The 19614-nt window shown below is 71.6% G+C and carries 18 protein-coding genes; 7 read left to right on the top strand and 11 right to left on the bottom strand.

Annotation, left to right across the window (positions count from 1 at the left end):
* Positions 1-28 precede the first annotated feature (28 nt).
* A complete protein-coding gene (locus tag Aiant_RS25800) occupies positions 29-1135 on the top strand; it encodes an Lrp/AsnC family transcriptional regulator (protein ID WP_189329415.1) in 1107 nt (368 codons plus the stop codon).
* Here the strand turns inward: Aiant_RS25800 and Aiant_RS25795 are convergent.
* The 3 genes from Aiant_RS25795 to Aiant_RS25785 all read right to left on the bottom strand — a co-directional run bounded on the left by Aiant_RS25795 (position 1118) and on the right by Aiant_RS25785 (position 6277).
* Positions 1118-3286 (bottom strand): carbohydrate-binding protein, encoded by a 2169-nt coding sequence (locus Aiant_RS25795; protein WP_189329414.1) that lies wholly within the window; start codon positions 3284-3286, stop codon positions 1118-1120. The genes Aiant_RS25800 and Aiant_RS25795 overlap by 18 nt on opposite strands.
* Positions 3286-5133 (bottom strand): ricin-type beta-trefoil lectin domain protein, encoded by a 1848-nt coding sequence (locus Aiant_RS25790; protein WP_189329413.1) that lies wholly within the window; start codon positions 5131-5133, stop codon positions 3286-3288. Before Aiant_RS25790 ends, Aiant_RS25795 begins: the two co-directional genes overlap by 1 nt.
* A gap of 118 nt (positions 5134-5251) precedes the next feature.
* Entirely contained in the window at positions 5252-6277 is a 1026-nt protein-coding gene (locus tag Aiant_RS25785; protein WP_229829890.1) for a LacI family DNA-binding transcriptional regulator, read from the bottom strand.
* 138 nt (positions 6278-6415) lie between these two features.
* Between Aiant_RS25785 and Aiant_RS25780 the strand changes: the two genes are divergently transcribed.
* On the top strand, positions 6416-7267 hold the full coding sequence (locus tag Aiant_RS25780) for an alpha/beta fold hydrolase (RefSeq protein ID WP_189329411.1): 852 nt from the start codon (positions 6416-6418) through the stop codon (positions 7265-7267).
* Here the strand turns inward: Aiant_RS25780 and Aiant_RS25775 are convergent.
* Positions 7264-8088, bottom strand: a complete 825-nt coding sequence (locus tag Aiant_RS25775; protein ID WP_189329410.1) for a helix-turn-helix transcriptional regulator — start codon at positions 8086-8088, stop codon at positions 7264-7266. The two genes, Aiant_RS25780 and Aiant_RS25775, sit on opposite strands and share 4 nt — an antisense overlap.
* A 100-nt stretch (positions 8089-8188) precedes the next feature.
* Between Aiant_RS25775 and Aiant_RS25770 the strand changes: the two genes are divergently transcribed.
* Entirely contained in the window at positions 8189-9268 is a 1080-nt protein-coding gene (locus tag Aiant_RS25770; RefSeq protein WP_189329409.1) for an NAD(P)/FAD-dependent oxidoreductase, read from the top strand.
* On the opposite strand, the gene Aiant_RS25765 is transcribed toward Aiant_RS25770, so the two are convergent.
* A complete protein-coding gene (locus Aiant_RS25765; protein ID WP_189329408.1) occupies positions 9265-10083 on the bottom strand; it encodes a TrmH family RNA methyltransferase in 819 nt (272 codons plus the stop codon). The genes Aiant_RS25770 and Aiant_RS25765 overlap by 4 nt on opposite strands.
* Before the next feature lie 188 nt (positions 10084-10271).
* Between Aiant_RS25765 and Aiant_RS25760 the strand changes: the two genes are divergently transcribed.
* Together Aiant_RS25760 and Aiant_RS25755 are read left to right on the top strand one after the other, a co-directional pair.
* Positions 10272-11846 (top strand): 2-isopropylmalate synthase, encoded by a 1575-nt coding sequence (locus Aiant_RS25760; RefSeq protein ID WP_189329407.1) that lies wholly within the window; start codon positions 10272-10274, stop codon positions 11844-11846.
* Positions 11847-11929: 83 nt separating this feature from the next.
* Positions 11930-12919, top strand: coding sequence for a hypothetical protein (locus Aiant_RS25755; RefSeq protein WP_189329406.1), 990 nt, complete (start codon positions 11930-11932; stop codon positions 12917-12919).
* Between the two features lie 157 nt (positions 12920-13076).
* On the opposite strand, the gene Aiant_RS25750 is transcribed toward Aiant_RS25755, so the two are convergent.
* Genes Aiant_RS25750 through Aiant_RS25730 form a run of 5 tightly spaced genes read right to left on the bottom strand, consistent with a single transcriptional unit; the run spans position 13077 to position 17601 of the window.
* Entirely contained in the window at positions 13077-14099 is a 1023-nt protein-coding gene (locus tag Aiant_RS25750) for a branched-chain amino acid ABC transporter permease (protein WP_189329405.1), read from the bottom strand.
* Positions 14096-14962 carry a branched-chain amino acid ABC transporter permease gene (locus tag Aiant_RS25745; protein WP_189329404.1) on the bottom strand — a complete coding sequence of 289 codons (867 nt, stop codon included), beginning with the start codon at positions 14960-14962 and terminating at the stop codon, positions 14096-14098. The genes Aiant_RS25750 and Aiant_RS25745 overlap by 4 nt, the downstream gene beginning before the upstream one ends.
* Position 14963: 1 nt before the next feature.
* Positions 14964-15665 carry an ABC transporter ATP-binding protein gene (locus Aiant_RS25740; RefSeq protein WP_189329403.1) on the bottom strand — a complete coding sequence of 234 codons (702 nt, stop codon included), beginning with the start codon at positions 15663-15665 and terminating at the stop codon, positions 14964-14966.
* Positions 15662-16408, bottom strand: coding sequence for an ABC transporter ATP-binding protein (locus Aiant_RS25735; protein WP_189329402.1), 747 nt, complete (start codon positions 16406-16408; stop codon positions 15662-15664). The genes Aiant_RS25740 and Aiant_RS25735 overlap by 4 nt, the downstream gene beginning before the upstream one ends.
* 5 nt (positions 16409-16413) lie before the next feature.
* Positions 16414-17601: a substrate-binding domain-containing protein gene (locus tag Aiant_RS25730; RefSeq protein WP_189329401.1), complete on the bottom strand. Its 1188-nt coding sequence runs from the start codon at positions 17599-17601 to the stop codon at positions 16414-16416.
* Between the two features lie 152 nt (positions 17602-17753).
* On the opposite strand from Aiant_RS25730, the gene Aiant_RS25725 reads away from it, so the two are divergent.
* Together Aiant_RS25725 and Aiant_RS25720 are read left to right on the top strand one after the other, a co-directional pair.
* Positions 17754-18521, top strand: a complete 768-nt coding sequence (locus tag Aiant_RS25725; protein ID WP_189329400.1) for a 3-hydroxybutyrate dehydrogenase — start codon at positions 17754-17756, stop codon at positions 18519-18521.
* Positions 18522-18537: 16 nt separating this feature from the next.
* Positions 18538-19341, top strand: a complete 804-nt coding sequence (locus tag Aiant_RS25720; protein ID WP_189329399.1) for an alpha/beta hydrolase — start codon at positions 18538-18540, stop codon at positions 19339-19341.
* Positions 19342-19408: 67 nt separating this feature from the next.
* Here Aiant_RS25720 and Aiant_RS25715 read toward each other — a convergent pair whose 3' ends face one another.
* The gene (locus Aiant_RS25715) at positions 19409-19576 is read right to left on the bottom strand and encodes a hypothetical protein (protein ID WP_189329398.1); all 168 of its coding nucleotides are present in this window, start codon (positions 19574-19576) and stop codon (positions 19409-19411) included.
* Between the last annotated feature and the right edge of the window lie 38 nt (positions 19577-19614).

Raw genomic sequence — 19614 nt, 5'->3', positions numbered from 1 at the left:
ACCGCGGCCGGATTGCAGAGATCCGCCGATGCAGCCCGCTGACGCGCCGGAAACCGTCACCCTCGACGAGCTGGACTACCAGTTGATCACCGCGTTGCAGCTGGCCCCGCGGGCCGACTGGCAGCGGATCGGGGCGGCGCTGGGCGTGGACGGCTCGACCGCGGCCCGCCGCTGGAATCGGCTGTACCGCACCGGGCACGCCTGGATCAGCTGCCTGCCGGCGCAGTTGGCCATCCCCGGCGTGGTGCTCGCGGTGATCGAGGTGGACTGCGTCGCCGGCCGGCTGCCCGAGGTGGCCGCCGGGCTGGCCGGAGACGTCAACATCGTCACCCTGGAGCACGTGACCGGGGCACGGGACCTGCTGATCCAGGCCGCCTTCGCGGATCACGCGCAGCTCGCGCGATATCTCAGCTTCCGGCTCGGCATGCTGCCCGGGGTGGCCGCGTCCCGCACCCAGATCGCGGTCACGGTGCACATCGAGGGCAGCCGGTGGCGGCTCGACCGGCTGACCGACGAGGCCCGGCAGGCGCTGCCCACTCACCGGGGCCCGGCGGGCAAGCGGGCGTTCAGCGCCGACGACCTGGACGTCATCCGGGCACTCAGCGAGGATCCCCGGCAGCCCGCGGTCCGGATCGCGGAGCGCCTGGGACTCAGCCCGACCACCGTCCGCCGCCGATTGGACCGCCTCGAGGCGGACCGCTCGATCGCCTACCGCGCCGAGGTGGCGCGGTACGTCTCCGGCTATCCGATCTCGGTGTCGCTCTGGGGCACGCTGCCGCCCGGCGACCTCGGCCGGGTGGTCGGCAAGCTCAGCGGGATGCGCGAGACCCGCTTCTGCGCGACGCTCTCCGGCAGCGCGAACCTGCTGCTCGTGGTCTGGCTGCGCGCGGTGCAGGAGATCGCGGCCTTCGAGGCCCGGCTCGGCGCTCAGGTCCCCGAGCTGACGATCATCGACCGTTCGGTCGCGCTCTGGGTGATGAAGCTCGGCGGCCACCTGCTGGACCCGCAGGGCCGCAATCTCCGGGCCGTTCCGCTGGGTTTCTGGGTCGACCCGGTATCCGACGCTGCCGAAGGCGAGCTTGTGGCACGCCTCCGGCAGGTCGGCGGCAAACCGCCCCTACTCGGTCAGCCGTAGGTAGTCCAGGTTGAACCCACCGGTCTCACAGTAAACCGTCAGTGCCTGATCACCATCGGCCAGCGAGACCGGTACCTCGACCGTTTGGTAGGCCGACCATCCTCCGGTGTCCGGAACCGTGACGGTGGAGAGCACGGTCCCGGCCGCGTCGCGGACGGTGATCGCGCCCGGAGCCGCGGCGCCGGAGCCGTTGGCCACCCGCAGCTGAAGGCGGTAGCTCCCGGCCGGGACGTCGAACCGGTAGGACAGCCAGTTGCCGGGCGCGGTCCAGCCGATGTTCTTCCCGCCGCTGGCCGCGCCGTTGCTCTCGACGAAGTTCGCCCCACCCTCGGTCCAGCCGTGTTGCGCGGTGTAGGCCTCGGCCTCGACGATCGCGCCGACCGGTGCGCCGTGCGGCCGGGTGGTCACGTGCACGGTCGTCTCGGCGTGCGCCCGGCCGTCGGTCACCGCCACGGTGAACTCCTGCTCGCCGGCCACGGCCGGGCTCAGCGTGACCACGCCGGTGTCCGCGTCGACACGCGCGCCGGCCGGCAGGTCGGTGGCGTAGAACGCCAGCCTGTCGCGATCAGAGTCGGTCGCGTGCAGTGGGATCCGCACGGTCCCGTACTGGTCGGCGACCACGTCCGGGACGCCGGCGAGGCGCGGGGCGCGGTTGTGCCGCGAGTCCGGGTGGCGGCTGGTCCAGCGATAGCTCGCGTACGCCCCGGCCGGCACCGTCCCCACGAACGAGCGGTCACCCGTGATCACCCGGACGCTGGTGGCCGTGGCGTTCGCGTTGCCGAGCACCGCCACGTAGTCGTCGCCGTCCCGGAACACCACGCTGCTCACCCCGTGGTCGGCCGCGCTGGACTCGACCCGGACGTGCCCCGGAGTGAGGTACTTGGCGAACTGGCCGAGCTGGTAGAGCTCACTTCGTACGGAAAAAGTCCCGGTGTTGGTGTTGACCTTGACGAGCCGGTCGGGCCACTTGCTGGTCCGTGCGACCTCGTCCCAGTCCACATTGTTGTCCCGCGCACTGGTCCAGTGAAGCGTGCCGCCGTCCTGGTCGGTGGTCTGCGCCCAGAGCACATAGCTGCTCGCGTCGAGCCGGAAGTAGGAGAGCACGGTGGCCGGCGACAGATCGCTGGTCTCGGTCATGTGCACCGGCTTGCCGGTCTGCCGGTACGCGTCGCGCATCACCGCGGGGTCACCCCAGTACGGGTGGAACGCGATCGCGTCGGCGGCCGCCGCGGCCTTCGGGTCGTCGAGGATCCGGTGGTAGTTCTTGGTCGCGGTGCTGTTCGGGTCGCGCCAGTCCCAGAAGTTGAAGTCGTGCACGTAGAGGTCGGTGCGCAGGCCGGCCTTGCGGAACTCCCGCTTGATCGCGACGGAGAGCTTCTGCTGCTGCTCGACGCTGATGTCCATGGCCGGATAGACGACGTCCATGCCGGGCTCGTTGAGCAGCGTGATCGCGTCGACCCTGATGCCGTGCCGGGCGTAGGCCTGGAGGTACTTGACGTAGTAGCGCGCGAAGACGTCGATGCAGTCGTCGCGCAGCTTGCCGGCCTGGTAGTAGTCGGTGGTGCTGCCCGGCTTGAGGGCGACCTCGCCGAGGAACTTGTTGTTGGTCTTCATCCAGGCCGGGGCGCTCCACGCGGAGGCGAAGAAGGTGGCCCTCGGGTTGTACTTCTGGATCAGTTTGATCGTGTCGACGATGTGCAGGTCGACGTCGCGCTGGATGGAGAAGTGCCGCAGGTCCCGGTCCTCGGTCACGCCGGCCGGCAACTCGTCGTAGGACCAGAACGGCAGGTGCTCGATCAGGTCCGGGCTGCCGATGGTGAGCCGGAAGCGGTCCAGCCCGGCACCGGTCTTCGGGTCGGCCAGCAGCCTGATCGCCCGTTCCCGCTCGGCGGGGGTGAGCTTCCACAGGTTGGAGACGCTGGTCTCGTCGATCGAGAAGCCGATACCGGCGTAACGCTGCTCGGTGCGGCTCGGGTCGATGACGACCGTGGCCTGCGCGGACTTGTTCGACCTGTCGAGATGAGTCGCCGGCAGCGCCTGCCATTGCGCGAGGCCGGCCGAGTAGGTCCCGGTGACGACGGCCGCCCGCTCGGCGGGGGCGTGGATCGGCGCGACCGCGACGGCTGCGGCCATCACCACTTTGAGCAGCATCAGTTGAGCACCCACTTCTGGTTGGCGCCCGTCGTGCAGGTCCACACCTGCAACCGGGTCGCATCGGCGGAACTGTTGTCCTTCACATCAAGACATTTGCCGGAATATCCGTTCACCAGGTGCTGGGTAGCGCTGTCGTAGGTCCACTTCTGCGACGTCCCGGTGTGGCAGTCCCAGAGGTGCGCGAGCGTCCCGTCGGCCGTGCTCGGCCCCACGATGTCCAGGCACTTGCCCAGCGACCGCAGCGTCCCGTCGGCGGCCCGGGTCCACTGCTGCGCCGTCGAGCCGTTGCAGGTGTACAGCTGCACCGCGGTCCCGTTGGCGGCGGCCGCCCCGGCCACGTCCACGCACTTGCCGCCCAGCCCGGTGATCGTGCCGCCCGGACTCGCGACCACGGCTCCGGACCAGGTGAAGGTGGCCGTGGTCCGGGCCGGCAGGGTGTAGGTGAACGACTGGCCGCCCCAGTTCACCCGGACCGACTGGCTGGACCCGCCGCCGTTGTGCGCGATCAGCGCCTTCGATCCGTCCGGGTTGCGCCAGGCCACGTTCGGCACCGCGCTGGTGGCGTTGGTGTCGATCCGGACCGCGCCCGGCTTCACGAACTTGGTCAGGTGCCCCATCGTGTAGTACTCGACGGTGTAGTCGACCTGGCCGGCCCGGGAGCCGCCGTTCTGCACGGTGATCAGGCCGGTGCAGGTGCCGCAGCCGCCGTTGTGCGGGCCCATGTTCTGGTCCACGCCGAGGCTCCACTTGACCACCGAGCTGCCCCAGTTCCGGGTGTAGTCGATGATGTTGGTCATGTCCTCGTTGTGCTGATCACCGATCCAGGTGCCGCCGGAGTGCTCGGTCTCGAACTGCTTCACCGAGGGGTACGCGTTGTGCACGTCGGTCCCGACCGTCGGGCTCCCGGCGTACCCGTGCCAGGCGATCCCGCCGAACGCCGAGTCGCCGCGCACCCCGGCGTCGGAGAGGATCCCCGAGCCGAAGCTCGCGTAGTCGCCGTAGTTCCAGTCGTGGATCAGCACCTTGGTGTTCAGTCCGGCCGCGTGCAGCGCCGGGTACACGTGGTTCTTGGTGAACTCCACCAGCCCGGACGGGTTCCAGCTCATCCCGGGGTAGTTCATCGCGGCCGGGTTCGAGGCCTGGCAGCAGTTCGGCTCGTTCTGCACCGACAGGTAGTCGACCGGCACACCCGCGGCCTGGTAGCTCTGCAGGTACTTGACCAGGTACTGGGCGTACATGGGGTAGTACTCCCACTTCAGCCAGCCCATCTGGTCCATCCGGCCGTTGTCCTTCATCCAGCCCGGCGAGCTCCACGGCACGCCCATCACCCGCAGGCTCGGGTTGAGTTGCTTGGCCTGCTGCGTCAGCAGCCGCACGTTGGTGTCGTATCCGTTGCTGCCGAAGTCGTTCAGGTCGCAGCAGGTGTCGTCCAGCGAGACGTTGCCGGGACGGGACAGATCGGAGGCACCGATCGGATTGCGGACGAAGGACAGCCCGATGCCGTTCGCCGGGCTGAACAGCTTGGTCATCACCGCGTCCCGGGTCGCCGCGGTGACCGGTCCCCCGCGCAGCAGGTACGCGGTGGTGTCGGTGATCGACGCGCCGCCGCCCTCGAAGGTCTGGTACGTGCTGCCCTCGTTGACGGTGATGGTGGTGCCGGCGCTCCCACCGGCCGGGCCGAAGGCGATCGCCGCCTGCTGCTGCAGGCCGCGGGTGACGTTGCGACCGGCACTGTCCGAGGTGGTGGTCAGGTAGACGTTGACGGTTTCACCGGCGGCTAATGCGGCCGGGGCGTAGAGCACGCTCCCGGCCAGCACCGCGGCCGCAAGCAGGGACTTGCGCATGACGGACTCCCTCGGGGGAAGGGGATGACGTAACACGAAGGAAACCTTCGGCAAAGACGTCAGTCAATGCGCTGCCGCTTCCGGATGCGTCGTTTCGGTTCCGGAACCGTGAAACACGTCAGGCCGCGGGCACCGGACCCGTCGAATCCCGCACCACCAGCTCGGTGGCCAGCTCCAGGTGCAGCGCGTCCAACCGGTGCCCGCCGAGCATCCGCAGCAGCAGGTGCACCGCCATCCGGCCCATCTCGCCGAGCGGCTGCCGGACCGTGGTCAGCATCGGCTCGCAGGCGGAGCCCAGGTCGATGTCGTCGAAACCGGCCACCGACAGGTCCTGCGGCACCCGCAGCCCGCGTTCGGCCGCCGCGCGCAGCGCCCCGATCGCCATCTTGTCGTTGAACGCCAGCAGCGCGGTCGGCCGGTCCGGCAGGTCGAGCAGCTCGGCGGCGGCCCGGTGGCCCAGCTCGGTGATCGGCTCGGCGACGAACCGGTGCAGCTCCGGGTCGGGCAACACGCCGGCGTCGGCCAGCGGCGCGAGGTAGCCGTGGAACCGGTTGTCGCTGGCCAGCCAGTCCCGCGGGCCGCCGATGATGCCGATCCGGCGGTGTCCCAGCTCGATCAGGTGCGCGGTCAGCGCGCGGGCGCCGGCGAAGTGCGCGGCGGACACCGCGGCCACGTCGCGCGGCGGCGCGATCCGTGGATCCACCAGGACGAACGGGAAGCCGCGGTCACGCAGCCGGATCAGCTCGGCGCCCGGCTCCGGGGGCAGGATCAGCACCGCGCCGGCCACGTCCCGCCGCTCCGGCAGGGTGGGCAGCACCCGGGCCTGCTGGGCGACGGTGCCGGCGTTCAGGATCACGTGCAGGCCGTGCGGCTCGCAGGCCTCGGCGACCGCGGAGACGATCAGTCCGAAGTAGTCGGTCAGCACGTAAGGGCAGCGGACGAAGACGCCGGCGGCCTGGCCGCGGGTGCCGCGCCGGCGCGGGGCGCGCTCGCCGAGGTTGCCCATCGCGCGCAGCACCCGGTCGCGGGTGCCGGGCGCGACGTTCGACCGGTCGTTGAGCACCCGGGAGACGGTGGCGATGGAGAGGCCGGTGACGGCCGCGAGGTCGCGCACGGTGACTCTTGTTTCATCGCCTTGTTTCACGGGTGAAGCATAGACCAGCATCTTCTCCCCGCGTAGCCCCTGAGTACTAGGGGTGTAATCCCGCCACGGACTGACGCCCACCACCCCATCGCCTTCCTACCTTTCGTCGCACCACGGACGTCGACGCAGGGGGAAGTCGTGACTCGTATCTGGATCCTGGCCCTGGCCATGCTGGCCGTGCCGATGTTCTGGCTGTTCGGCCCGACGGAGGTGGGTGCGACGCCACCGCCCGGCGCGGCCGGCTGGCAGGCCGACGCGAGCCGCTCCTATCCCGGCCGGCAGATCCTGGCCCTGGACCGGCGCGGCGACGGCCGGATCGTCGAGGTGCTCGGCGACCTGGCGACCGCCGGGCGCGTGGTGATCCTGATCCCCGGCGTCGACACCACGCTGGCCACCTTCGACACCGGCCTGGGTGGCGTCGGGCGACGCGCGCCGGCCTGGCAGGCGCGGCAGCTGTTCCACCAGGCCGGCCCGGGCGTCGCGGTGATCGCCTGGCTCGGCTACGACCCGCCCGAGGGGATCGGCCGCGCCGCACTCCGCGAGGACCGGGCCGCGGCCGGGGCGCGGGCGCTGGAGAGCTTCGTCGACGACCTCGTCGCCCGGCGGCCGGACCAGCGGATCACGCTGGTCGGGCACAGCTACGGCTCGATCGTCGCCGGGCGGGCCGCGGCTCACCTGCCCGCGCAGGTCACCGACATCGTGGCGCTCGGCAGCCCGGGGATGGGCGTGTCCCGCGCGGCCGACCTGCACACCGGCGCACGGGTGTGGGCCGCCGCCGCACCGGACGACTGGACCCGCAAGCTGCCCGGCATCCGGATCCTCGGACTCGGCCACGGCCGCCTGCCGGTCGACCCGGCCTTCGGCGCGCTGCCGCTGCCCGCCGCGGACGTGCACGGCCACGACGGCTACTTCGTCACCGGAACGTCCACCCTGCGAGCGATCGCCCTGATCGCCTCGGGCCTGGACCAGCTCGCCCCGGCCGCGGTCTAGCCGGCGACCAGCCGCAGCGGCGCGATGGTGCGCAGCGCGTCGGCGGTGGCGTCGTCGGCCGGCAGCTGGACCATCAGGCACAGCCCCTCGTCGCCGGGCAGCTGCATGAGCTCGTAGCTCAGCCGCAGCGACCCGGCCTCCGGATGCTCCAGGCGCGTCACCCCGTGCGCCCGGGGCAGGCCCGGGATCCGCTCCATCCGCCCGGTGAACTCCGCACCGGCCAGCGCGGTCAGCTCGCCGGCGAAGTCCTCGCGGGGCGGCCCGTTCTTGAGGGCGGCGACCTGCTCGTCGGCCATGTGCTCCCAGTCCGGGTAGACCTGGCGGGCCCGCGGATCGGCGAAGACGTACCGGATCAGGTTCGGCTGATCGTCGTCGAGCAGCCCGATCGGCCCGGCCAGCCGGCGGAATCCGGACGTGTACGCCACCAGGTCGCCGATCTGGTTGATCAGCACCGCGGCGGCCGGCTCCAGCTGCTCGAGGACCGCGCGCAGCCCGGGCCGGACGGTGCGCACCGGATCCGACGCGTACGCCGAGCAGCGCAGGCCGCCCGCCACCTTGGTCAGCCGGTACAGGTGGGCGCGCTCGGCGGCGGTCAGCCGCAGCGGGCCGGAGAGCGCCGCGATGACCTGCGGCGACGGGTGCCTGTCGCGGCCCTGCTCCAGGCGGATCAGGTACTCCACGCTGACACCGGCCAGCATCGCCACCTCGGAGCGCCGCAGGCCGGGTGCGCGGCGCCGGTGCCCCGGCGGCAGCCCGACCTCGGCCGGCGTCACCTCGTCGCGGCGCGCGCGCAGGAAATTGCCCAGCTCGTTGTCGCTCACGGATCGACGGTAGCCCGGCCGGGGCCGCCGAAGGTGTCCCCGCCACTACCACCCTGAGCGCGGTCTCCCTGCCGGTCGCGGATCGGCCGACAGTCGGCGCATGGATACCAAAGTTGTGGTGGTGGGTGGCGGTTACGGCGGCATCGCGGCGGCCCGCGCCCTGGACGACGTCGCCGACGTGACGCTGGTCGAGCCCCGCGAGACGTTCGTGCACAACGTCGCCGCTCTGCGCGCGGCGGTCGACCCGGTCTGGGCCGAGAAGATCTTCATTCCGTACGACGGCCTGCTGTCCCGTGGCCGGGTCGTGCGTGACCGGGTGACCCGGGTCGCGCCGGACCACGTCGAGCTGGGCGCGGGCACCCGGCTGGACGCCGACTACCTCGTGCTGGCCACCGGCGCGAGCAGCCCGTTCCCGTCCCGGATGGACGTTCTCGACCGGAGCCGGGCCCTGGAGCGGCTGGGTGAGGTGCGCGACGCGCTGGGCCGGGCCGGCCGGGTGCTGCTGCTCGGGGCCGGGGCGATCGGCCTGGAGTTCGCCGGGGAGATCGCGGCGACGCTGCCCGCGACGTCGGTGACGCTGGTCGACCCGTCCCCGGCCGTGGCCGGCGGCCGGTTCCCGGAGGAGTTCGGCGCCGAGGTGGCCAAGCAGCTGGACGCCCTCGGGGTCACCGTGCTGCTCGGCACGAAGCTGACGGAGCCGCCCGCGGTCGAGCCCGGCGCCGTGCGGCCGTTCACGGTCACCACCACCGACGGCGAGGTGCTCGCCGCCGACCTGTGGTTCCCCTGCTACGGCGGTGAGGTGAACAGCGGCTACCTGGACGGGTCGCTGCGCGCGGCGCGGCAACCGGACGGGCGGCTGGCGGTCACCGAGCACCTGCGCGTCACCGGCCACGACCGGGTGTTCGCGGTCGGTGACCTGACCGCGGTGCCGGAGATGAAGATGGCCCGCGCGGCCGGGCGGCACGGCGAGGTGGTGGCGGCGAACATCCGGGCGCTGATCGAGGGTGGCGAGCTGACCACGTACGAGCCGTTCCCGGACGGGATCGCGCTGACCCTGGGCCCGGCCGGCGGCGTCACCTGGGCGCCCGAGTGGGGCGGGCTGCTCGGTGCCGAGCAGACGTCGCAGTTCAAGGCCACGTTCCTGCTGGAGCGTTTCGAGGAAGCGCTCGGCGCGGCCTAGCGGCGCTGGCGGGCGGCTTCGTAGAGGACCACGGAGCCGGCCGCCGCCGCGTTCAGCGAGCTGGCCGCACCGGCCATCGGGATCCGCAGGATGTGGTCGCAGGCGGCCCGCCAGGCGCCGCTCAGGCCGCGGGTCTCGTTGCCGATCGCGATCACTTTCGGACCGGTGAGGTCGTGGTCGGCCAGGTCGACGTCGCCGCCCTCGTCACTGCCCAGGATCTCCACCGGGAGACCGCCGCGGCGCAGCGCGATCACCTCGTCGACCACCTCGCGGTGGCTGGACACCTGGACCACGGGCAGGGCGAACAGCGAGCCGGTGCTGGCCCGGACGGCCTTCGGGTCGTACGGGTCGGCGGCGTGCCCGGTGATCACCAGGCCGGAGGCGCCGAACGCGTCCGCGGACCGGACCAGCGCGCCGATGTTGGCCGGGGTGGCCGGCCGGTCGAAGACCAGCGTGAGCATCTGCGGGCCGGCCGGAATCCGGGACAGGTCGTCGGCCGGCATCCCGACCACGGCGAGCAGCTCCGGGGACTCCTCGTCCTTGCCGCCCAGCTCGTGCATCAGGCCGGGGTCCAGCGCGAACCGGGACACGCCGGGCACCCGCTCCAGCACGTCCCGGCTCCACTGGGAGAGCCGGCGGGTGTCGTCGAGCAGCAGCGCGTGCACCGGCCAGCCGTGCTCGACGGCGAGCGTGATCGGGCGGACGCCCTGCACCAGGAACTCGCCGGCCCGGTGCCGCTTGGTGCGGTTGGTGAGCAGCGCCTGCCACTGCTGGAAGGTCGCGTTCCGGGTGCTGATGCGCAGTGTCCTGGACATTCCCACTATCCAAGCAGTCCGGGAACGATCGTCGCACTTCGGGTACCGTCCGCTCCGTGACGCGTTTCGTGGCGCTGCTCCTCAGCCGCCACGGCGGGGCCTGATCCGACGACCGGCTCCCCCGCCGTGGGGGCTTGTCGTGCTTTGCCGGTCGCTGTTGTCAGACCCGGCGAAAACGGAGCTCCGTCATGATCAATTGGAATCCCCAGCAACCCAGCCCGATGCCGTTCCACCGCTACCGCCCGGCGCACGAGCGGGTCGCGGTGCCGATCACCGATCGCACCTGGCCGTCGCGCCGGCAGGCCGCCGCACCGCTGTGGGTGCCGGTCGACCTGCGCGACGGCAACCAGGCCCTGGCCGAGCCGATGGACGCGGACCGCAAGCTGCGCGCCTTCGCGCTGATGGTCGCGATGGGCTTCAAGGAGATCGAGGTCGGCTACCCGTCGGCGAGCGGCCTGGATTTCGACTTCGTCCGGCTGCTGGCCGAGCGCGACGACCTGGTCCCGGACGACGTCACCGTGGTGGTCTTCACCGCCGCCCGGGACGACCTGATCAAGCGGACGATCGCGTCGATCGACGGCTTGGCGAAAGCGGTCGTGCACATGTACACGGCGACCGCGCCGACCTGGCGGGATGTGGTCCTGCACGCCTCCCGCAGCGCGCTACAGCGGAAGATCCTGAACGCCGCCGACGTGATCCTGTCCGAGACCGATCGGCTGAGGCACACCTACACCCGGTTCGAGTTCAGCCCCGAGGTGTTCAACCTGACCGAGCCGGAGTACGTGCTGGAGGTCTGCAACGCGGTCACCGGGCGGTGGGACGCCTCGCCGGACCGCCCGGTGATCCACAACCTGCCGGCCACCGTCGAGGTGGACACCCCCAACGTGTACGCCGACCAGATCGAGTGGATGAGCCGGCACCTGGACCGGCGCGACGACGTGATCCTGTCCGTGCACCCGCACAACGACCGCGGCACCGGGGTGGCCTGCGCCGAACTGGCCGTGCTGGCCGGCGCGCAGCGCGTCGAGGGCTGCCTGTTCGGCAACGGCGAGCGGACCGGCAACGTCGACCTGGTCACCCTGGCCATGAACCTGTACGCCCAGGGCATCGACCCGAAACTGGACTTCTCCGACATCGACCGGGTCCGCGAGACGGTCGAGTACTACAACCGGATGCCGGTGCCGGACCGGCACCCGTACGGCGGGTCGCTGGTGTACACCGCGTTCAGCGGCACCCACCAGGACGCCATCGACAAGGGGATGGTGTTCCACGCCAAGCGCGCCGCCGAGTTGGGCGTGCCGGAGTCCGAGGCGCCGTGGGAGGTGCCGTACCTGCCGGTGGACCCGGCCGACGTGGGCCGGTCGTACGAGGCGGTGATCCGGGTGAACAGCCAGTCCGGCAAGGGCGGGGTGGCGTATCTGCTGCGCACCGAGCACGGCCTGGACCTGCCGGCCGGGCTGCGGGCCGAGGTGGGCGCGCTGGCCCAGGCGGCGAGCGAGACCCGGGCCGGCGGCGGGGAGCTGAGCCCGGCCGAGCTGTTGACGATCTTTCAGGACGAATACCTGGCGAAGCCGGGGTTCTCGGTCGATCTGGACGGCGTCGAGGTGGTCGAGGAGGCGGCCCATCCGTGGCGGGGTGGGGTGATCGCGTACGTCAAGTGCCGGATCGGGGCACGGGAGCGCTGGGGCGCCGGCGTGGCCGGATCCGGCCCCGCGGCCCGGCAGGCGGCGATGACCAGCGCCGCGATCCGCTCCTCCCGGTGATCAGAAACGGCCGCTTCGGGTCTGCCGTACGACGCGACGATGACGTATCGTCCATGCCCTCACATTCCGAAAGGACCCTCCTGGTGCTCCGCACTCTCCGGCCCGCCCTGCTGCTGGCCACCGCAACGGTGACGGCCGGCGTGCTGGCCGTCCCCGGCGCCGCGTTCGCCGCCGACACCACCACGCAGCTGACCGCCGCCCAGATGGCCGCGGCGCTCAAGACCGTGGCCGGCACCACCGGCGCCTCGGCCGCCAAGGGCTGGGCCGGCGGCTTCACCCTGACCGGCAAGGGCGGCTCGGGCACCGCCACGTTCGTCACGGACCCGGTCGGCGGGCGGGCGTACACCCGGGTCGACGTGCCGTACCAGCACGAGACCACGTACGCGGTCGCCAAGTCGGGTGTCTACGAGTCGCTGAGCACGGCCAAGGAGAAGGCCGCGGTCACGATGATGCGCAAGACCTCGGTGAAGTTCGTGTTCACCGCGAAGCCGACGCTGAACCTCACGTCGTGGACGAGGGACAACAGCGCCGACCCGTCGACCGTGCTCACCGGCGACACCGAGTACGCCGGCACCAAGGTCGAGCACGCCGACAACTCGGCCACCTACAAGTACGACGACGGCGAGGAGGGCTCGTACTCCTTCGAGGTGTCCGCGACCGGCGAGCTGACCAGCGCGAAGATCAGCCTCGCCGGCTACCTGGACGCGACCTACACCTGGCGGTACGGCGCGCAGAGCATCACCCTGCCGACCGCCGCGCAGACGGTCGGCAGCGCCACCATGACCAAGGCCCTGGCCTACGTCAACCTCCGCACCGACGTGCAGAAGCTCGCCAAGAAGAGCGCCGCCGACGTCCGCACCGCCGCGAACAAGCACACCGTCCGCGTCTCGGTCCTCCGCAAGGTCGTCAAACGCGACGTCGCCAAGTTCAACAAGGCCGCCAAGGTCACCGTCGTGAAGGTCACCGCCGTCACCGGCGGCGTCCGCATCAGCGCCCGCAACCCCTGGACCGGCGTCAAGGTCACCTACACCATCAAGGCCTCCGGCAAGAAGGTCCTCGTCACCAAGAAATAAACCCCGATTTCCGGTACGCGACAAGGCCGGCGCCCGTGGTGGCGCCGGCCTTGTCCGTGCACCGGGATTCAGCCCGGAGCGGCCTCGCGGTCGTGACCCGGAGCGGACATCGCGTCGAGGCACGGGACTGTGCCAGGTCGTACGAAATCTGGTTTTTTCAGGATGTGCTGACCTCGGCGGCCGGGCGGCGCAGGGCCCGGCGGACCGGCTCGAAGCGGCCGCGCAGGCCGGCCAGGCCGCCCGGGACGAAGTAGACGGCCAGGATGAACAGCGTGCCGAGGACGAACAGCGGCTGGCCGAACGGGCCGGGCAGCTGGCCGCCGAGGCGGGCCAGACGCTGGTCCAGGAAGGCGTACAGGATGCCGCCGGCGACCGCGCCCCAGCGGGTGCCGGCGCCGCCGAGGACCGTCATCACGATCAGGGCGAGGGTGAACTCGGAGGACGCGACGTGCGGTGCGGCGCCGCCCACCACCAGGACGTAGGCCGCGCCGCCGAGCGCGGCCAGGGCGCCGGCCACGACGAAGGCGAGGAGCTTCAGACGGTACGGCGACAGGCCGACCACCGCGATCCGGCGTTCGTCGTCGCGCAGGCCGATCAGCGTACGGCCCAGCGGAGCCCGGTCGACGGCGTGCACCACCAGCACGGTGACCACCAGGAACGCCAGTGCGAGCCAGTACAGGTGGACCGTGTTCACCACGCCGACCAGGCCGCTGGGCAGCCCCGAGGTCTTCAGCGGCAGCCCCTCCTCGCCACCGGTCAGCCCGCCCGGATCCCGGTTCACCAGGATGTAGCCGACCTGCGCGAAGGCGAGCGTGACCATCGAGAACGCGATCCCGGACGTCTTCAGCGCGACCGAGCCGAGCAGCGCGGCCAGCGTCGCCGCGACCAGCACGGTCACCCCGACGGCGCTCCACAGCGCCCAGCCGTAGTGGCTGACCAGGATGTCCACCCCGTAGGCGCCGGACGCGATGTACAGCGCGTGGCCGAAGGAGAGCAGCCCGGCCCGGCCGAACAGCAGGTCGTAGCCGAGCGCCAGGCCGCCGAAGACCAGGCAGACGGCGAGCAGCTGGAGCGTGCCGGGCGCGTTGAGCGGGCCGTCGAACAGGCCGGGCAGGTTCAGCGTCGACCACGGCAGCACGACGGCGACCAGCAGCAACCCGAGGGGCAGGTACTTCTTCACGCGGTCGCCACCTTCCCGGCGATCCCGGCCGGGCGCAGCAGCAGCACGATGGCGAGCAGGGCCACCACGCTGACGTCGCCGGCGCCGGACGCGCCGTAGTAGTTCACGAACTGCTGGAGGATGCCGACCACCACGGCGGCGACGGCGGAGCCGGTGACCGAGCCGAGGCCGCCGATCACCACGACGATGAACGCGAAGATCAGCAGCGAGCCGCCCTGGCCCGGCGAGATCGAGGTGAAGTACATCCCGCCGAGAATCCCGGCCAGGCCGGCCAGGGCCCCGCCGATCGCGAAGACCAGGGTGAACGCGTTGCGCACGTCGATGCCGAGCGCCTTGACCATGTCCCGGTTCTCCACGCCGGCCCGGATCACCAGGCCGTACCGGGTGAACCGGAGGAAGGCGAGCAGGCCGGACAGCACCAGGACGGCGGCGCCGATCAGCAGGAACCGGTCGTCCGGCACCTGGGCGCCGACGATCGTCGTGACGTTCTTCGTGAACGCGAAGCTCGGGAACACCCGGGCGTCGGCGCCCCAGATCGACTGGAGCAGCGCCACCCCGGCCAGCGACAGCCCGACGGTGACCAGCACCTGTTCGGTGTGCCGGGTGTAGAGCGGGCGGATCATCGCCAGCTCGACCAGCGCGCCGGTGGCGGCGGCCGCGACGACGCCGGCCACCACCGCGAGCGGCAGGCCGAGGTGCGGCTCGGCCCACCAGGTGACGTAGGCGCCGACCGAGAGGAACAGGCCGTGCGCGAAGTTGAGCACCCCGGCCAGGCCGAAGACCAGGGACAGGCCGGAGGCGATCAGGAAGTAGAGCGCCGCCAGGCCGAGCCCGGTCAGGGTCAGCAGAACCACAGTGGACAACTCAGTGCCTCCCGACGCCGAGCAGGGATCGCGTCGCGTCGCCGTCCGCGAGCAGGTCGGTGGCCGGTCCGCGCCAGGCGACCCGGCCGGTCTCGAGCACCACGGCGTCGGTGGCGAGTTTGCGGACCACCGCGAGGTTCTGTTCGACCAGCAGCACCGGCACCCGCTCGGCGACCCGGCCGAGCACGGTGGCCACCGAGGTGACCACGGCCGGCGCGAGACCCTTGGTCGGCTCGTCGACCAGCAGCAGCCGGTTCGGGTTGAGCAGCACCCGGGCGATCGCCACCATCTGCTGCTGGCCGCCGGAGAGCGTGCCGGCCCGCTGCTGCGCGCGCTGCCTCAGCTCCGGGAACAGGTCGTGCACCAGGGCGTAGTCCGGGTCCGGGACCCGTTCGGCGAGGCGCAGGTTCTCGGCGACGGTCAGGCCCGCGAAGACGCAGCGGTCCTCGGGCACGTAGGCCAGGCCGTCGCGGACCAGCTTGTGGGTGGGCCGGCTTCTGGTCACCGCGCCGCCGAACTCGATCACGCCCGCGGCCGGGACCTCGCCGATGATCGCGCGCAGCGTGGTGGTCTTGCCCACCCCGTTGCGCCCGAGCAGGGCGGTGACGCCGGTCGGCGCCACGTCGAAGGTGACGCCTTGCAGGATGTGCGAGCCGCCGAGGCGTACCGAAAGGTCGGCGACCTGCAGGATCGGCGAGCTCACAACCCCTCCCCCAGATAAGCCTCCTGCACGAAGGAGTCCGCCATCACGGCGTCCGGGGTGTCGCAGGCGAGCAGCGCGCCGTGGTGCAGCACGGCGACCCGGTCGGCGAGGTCGAGCACCACGTCCATGTGGTGCTCGACCATCAGCACGCTGCGGCCGGTGCCCGCGGTCAGCCCCCGGATCACCTCGACCAGGGTGGGCACGTCCTCGGTGCTCACCCCGGCCATCGGCTCGTCCAGCAGCAGCACCCGGGGCTCGCCGGCCAGCAGCAGCGCGATCTCGAGCTTGCGTTTCTCGCCGTGGGCCAGCGAGCCGGCGTCCCGGCCGGCCCGGTGCTCGAGGTGCACCTCGGCCAGGATCTCCGCGGCGCGGGCCGCGACCTCCCGGTCCGCGCGGCGGCGCCAGGCGCGCATCGCGCCGCCGCGCCGCGCCTGCACGGCGAGCGCGACGTTCTCGGCGACGGTCAGCGACCCGAAGACCGCTGACGTCTGAAAGGTACGACCCAGGCCGCGCCGGGCTCGACGGTACGGCGCCAGCGCGGTCACGTCGTCCCCGGTGAGCCGGATCCGGCCGGCGCTGGGCCGGCGCAGCCCGCTGATCAGGTTGAACAGCGACGTCTTGCCGGCGCCGTTCGGTCCGATCAGCGCGACGAACTCGTCCGGCGCCAGCTCCAGCGTCACGTCGTCGACGATCGGCACCGCGCCGATCCGCCACGACACCCCCTCGACGGCGAGGGCCGTCATCTGTCTCAGCCCTTCATCGCGGCAGCCGGCGGAGCGGCGGCCTCGGCGTCGATCGTGCCGGTCGCGGTGGCGGTCGCCGCGTCCCCGGCGCCGGTCAGCTTGGCCTGGAACATCGGCTGGAGCAGCGCGTGGTCCTCGGCGCGGACGGTCAGCTTGCCCTTGACCGAGTCGAAGCTGTAGCCCTCCAGCGCCGTGACCATCTTGTCCGCGTCGTCCGGGCTCGCCTCGAGCGCGTGCACGATCATCTGTGCGGCGGCGAAGCCGTCCGGGTGGAACAGGTCGGTCCTGCCGCCCGGCACCGCGGCCTTGAGCGCCTGGTAGGCCGGATTGTCCACGGCGCCGTCGAAGTAGTGGGCGAGCAGGTTCAGCTTGGCGCCGCCGGCGCCGAAACCGGCCCACGAGGCCCGGATGTCCAGCCCGGTGACGACCTTGGTGCCGGCCAGCACGCCCTGCTGGTCGAGCGCCTGCCACATGGCGCCGGCCGTGGTGCCGGCCCAGGCGACGAAGACCAGGTCCGGCTTGGCGGCCTTGATCTGGCTGGCGAACGGGGTGAAGTCGGTGGCGCTGGCCGGCACCGCGATGCTGGTCACCGTCGCGCCGGCGCCGCCGAGCACCTTGGTGACCGCGTCCACGTTGGACTTGCCGAACGCCGAGTCGGGGGCGAAGACGGTGACCTTCTTGCCGTCGCCGAGGAACGCCTTGGCGGTCAGCACGTCCTGGTACGACTGCCGGCCGGACCGGAACGTGTACTTGTTGGCCCCGGTGAGCCCGTCGGTGGCGGCCGGGCCGGAGACGAACAGCACCTTGTTCTCCGCGGCCAGCGGCGCCACCTGGAGCCCGACGCCGGAGCTGGTCGAGCCGGCCAGCACCTTGTAGCCCTTGCCGATCAGGTCCTTCGCGGCGGAGACCGCCTTGACCGGGTCGCCTGCGTCGTCGGTCCAGGTCACGTTGACGGTGCGGTCACCGATCTTGCCGGTGCCGTTGGTCGCGTACGCCAGACCGGCCTTGAACCCCTCGGCGTACTGCGCGCCGTAACTGGCGAGCGGGCCGGACTGGGAGTAGACCACCCCGACGTCGATGGACGAGTTGTCGCCGGCCGACCCCTGCGGACTGCCACAGCCGCTCGCGGTCGCCACAAAAGCTGTCAGCGCGGCGCCCAAGAGTGTGCGCCGGGATGTCGTCAAGCTCCTCATCGGACGCCTTCCGTTAATAAGCATTTCGGTGTGGCCACACGGTAGGAGCTGGCCAGTGACCCAGGCCACCTTCCCCGATCACATGGGTCACCCGGCCCTTGTGTGGTTCGCACACATATTCGCCACCGTCACTGATCCGTACGGTCACCGCCATGACGACGGCACAGGTGGTCGACCTCGACCTGACGGGACGCACCGCGCTGGTGACCGGCGCCGGCAGTGGCATCGGGCGCGCGTGCGCCGAACGACTGGCCGCGGCCGGCGCCGAGGTGCTGGTGGTGGACATCGACGAGCGCACGGCGAAAGAGGTGGCCGCGGAGATCGGCGGGCGGGCGATCGGCGTCGACCTGTCCGACCTGGACGCGGTCGACGCGCTCCCGGCGACGGTCGACGTGCTGGTCAACAACGCCGGCCTGCAGGTGGTGGCGCCGCTGCCGGAGTTCCCGCCGGACAAGTTCGCGCTGATCCAGCGGGTGATGGTGGAGGCGCCGTTCCGGCTGACCCGGCTGGTGCTGCCGCACATGTACGACCGCGGCTGGGGCCGGATCGTCAACATCTCCTCGGTGCACGGGGTGGTGGCCTCGCCGTACAAGGCCGCCTACGTGACCGCCAAGCACGGACTGGAGGGCCTCTCCAAGGTCACCGCGCTGGAGGGCGCCGCGCACGGGGTGACCGCGAACTGCGTGAACCCGGCGTTCGTCCGGACCCCGCTGGTCGACAAGCAGATCGCCGACCAGGCCGCGGTGAACGGCATCGCCGAGTCCGACGTCGTCGAGAAGATCATGCTGAAGCGGGCGGCGATCAAACAGCTGATCGAGCCGGAGCAGGTGGCCGAGACCGTCGCCTATCTGTGCAGCCCCCCGGCCTCGTTCATCACCGGCTCGTCGATCATGATCGACGGCGGCTGGACCGCGCACTGACCGGGGAGGTTGTTCGATGGAGGAGATCGACGTAGCGGTGGCCGGCGGCTCCCTGCGCGTGCTGAGCTGGCCGGCCGACGGGCCGGTGGTGATCGCCGCGCACGGCATCACGGCGAACGCGCTCTCCTGGGCCGCGGTCGCCCGGGAGCTGGCCGGCAAGGTGCACCTGGTCGCACCGGATCTGCGTGGGCGGGCGTTTTCCGCCGGTTTGCCGGGACCATATGGGATGAGCACACACGCCGACGACCTGATCGCTGTCGCCACCCACTTCGGTGTCGAGAAGGCGCCGCTGGCCGGGCACTCGATGGGCGGGTTCGTGGTGGCGGCCACCGCGGCGAGGCATCCGGACCGGGTCGGGCCGGTGCTGATGGTGGACGGCGGCATCTCGCTGGGCGTGCCGGCCGGCATCGACGTGGACGTGGCCCTGGAGGCGGTGATCGGCCCGGCGATGCGCCGGCTGTCGATGACCTTCGCGTCGGCCGAGGAGTATCTCGACTACTTCCGGCAGAACCCGGCGCTCGGCCGGTACTGGTGCCCGGACCTGGAGGCCTACATCCTGCGCGACTTCACCGGCAGCGGCTCGACGTGCAACCTGGAGGCGATCCGCGGGGACGCGGCCGACATGCTGCGCAACCCGCCGCCGGCGCCGTTCCCGCTGCTCTGGGCGCCGCGCGGGCTGATGGACGAGGAGACCGGCCTGTACCGCGCCGAGCAGCTCACCGGCGTCGACGCCGAACCGGTCCCCGACGTCAACCACTACACCATCCTGCTCGGCGCCGGAGCCGAGCACGTCGCCGCCCGCATCCTCACGATGATCTGACCGACAAGATCAAGACCGATTTCCGGTACGCGGTGAGCCCGGCGCCGTGCTCTCCTGGCACCGGGATTCAGCCCGGAGGTGCCTCGCGGCCGTGACCACGAGCGGACATCGCGTCGAGGCACGGGACTTTGCACAGCCGTACAAAAATGTCTTGAATGTCGTAAGCCTGCGGCCAGAGCTGGATCAGCCATTCCTCGACGCCCTCGTGGTCGGTCTCGCGCGTCAGGAGCTCCATGGCCTGGCCCTGCCCCCGGATGTGCGCGCGCAGCCGCT

The sequence above is a fragment of the Actinoplanes ianthinogenes genome, from assembly GCF_018324205.1.
Classification (GTDB): domain Bacteria; phylum Actinomycetota; class Actinomycetes; order Mycobacteriales; family Micromonosporaceae; genus Actinoplanes; species Actinoplanes ianthinogenes.
This window is presented reverse-complemented; position numbering and strand designations above follow the sequence as displayed.

Bases quoted from the DNA above. Each gene is read 5' to 3' on its own strand.
- Aiant_RS25800 (WP_189329415.1), top strand. From the start codon at position 29: ATGCAGCCCGCTGACGCGCCGGAAACCGTCACCCTCGACGAGCTGGAC.
- Aiant_RS25795 (WP_189329414.1), bottom strand. From the start codon at position 3,286: ATGCTGCTCAAAGTGGTGATGGCCGCAGCCGTCGCGGTCGCGCCGATC.
- Aiant_RS25790 (WP_189329413.1), bottom strand. From the start codon at position 5,133: ATGCGCAAGTCCCTGCTTGCGGCCGCGGTGCTGGCCGGGAGCGTGCTC.
- Aiant_RS25770 (WP_189329409.1), top strand. From the start codon at position 8,189: ATGGATACCAAAGTTGTGGTGGTGGGTGGCGGTTACGGCGGCATCGCG.
- Aiant_RS25765 (WP_189329408.1), bottom strand. From the start codon at position 10,083: ATGTCCAGGACACTGCGCATCAGCACCCGGAACGCGACCTTCCAGCAG.
- Aiant_RS25760 (WP_189329407.1), top strand. From the start codon at position 10,272: ATGATCAATTGGAATCCCCAGCAACCCAGCCCGATGCCGTTCCACCGC.
- Aiant_RS25735 (WP_189329402.1), bottom strand. From the start codon at position 16,408: ATGACGGCCCTCGCCGTCGAGGGGGTGTCGTGGCGGATCGGCGCGGTG.
- Aiant_RS25730 (WP_189329401.1), bottom strand. From the start codon at position 17,601: ATGAGGAGCTTGACGACATCCCGGCGCACACTCTTGGGCGCCGCGCTG.
- Aiant_RS25725 (WP_189329400.1), top strand. From the start codon at position 17,754: ATGACGACGGCACAGGTGGTCGACCTCGACCTGACGGGACGCACCGCG.
- Aiant_RS25720 (WP_189329399.1), top strand. From the start codon at position 18,538: ATGGAGGAGATCGACGTAGCGGTGGCCGGCGGCTCCCTGCGCGTGCTG.
- Aiant_RS25715 (WP_189329398.1), bottom strand. From the start codon at position 19,576: ATGGAGCTCCTGACGCGCGAGACCGACCACGAGGGCGTCGAGGAATGG.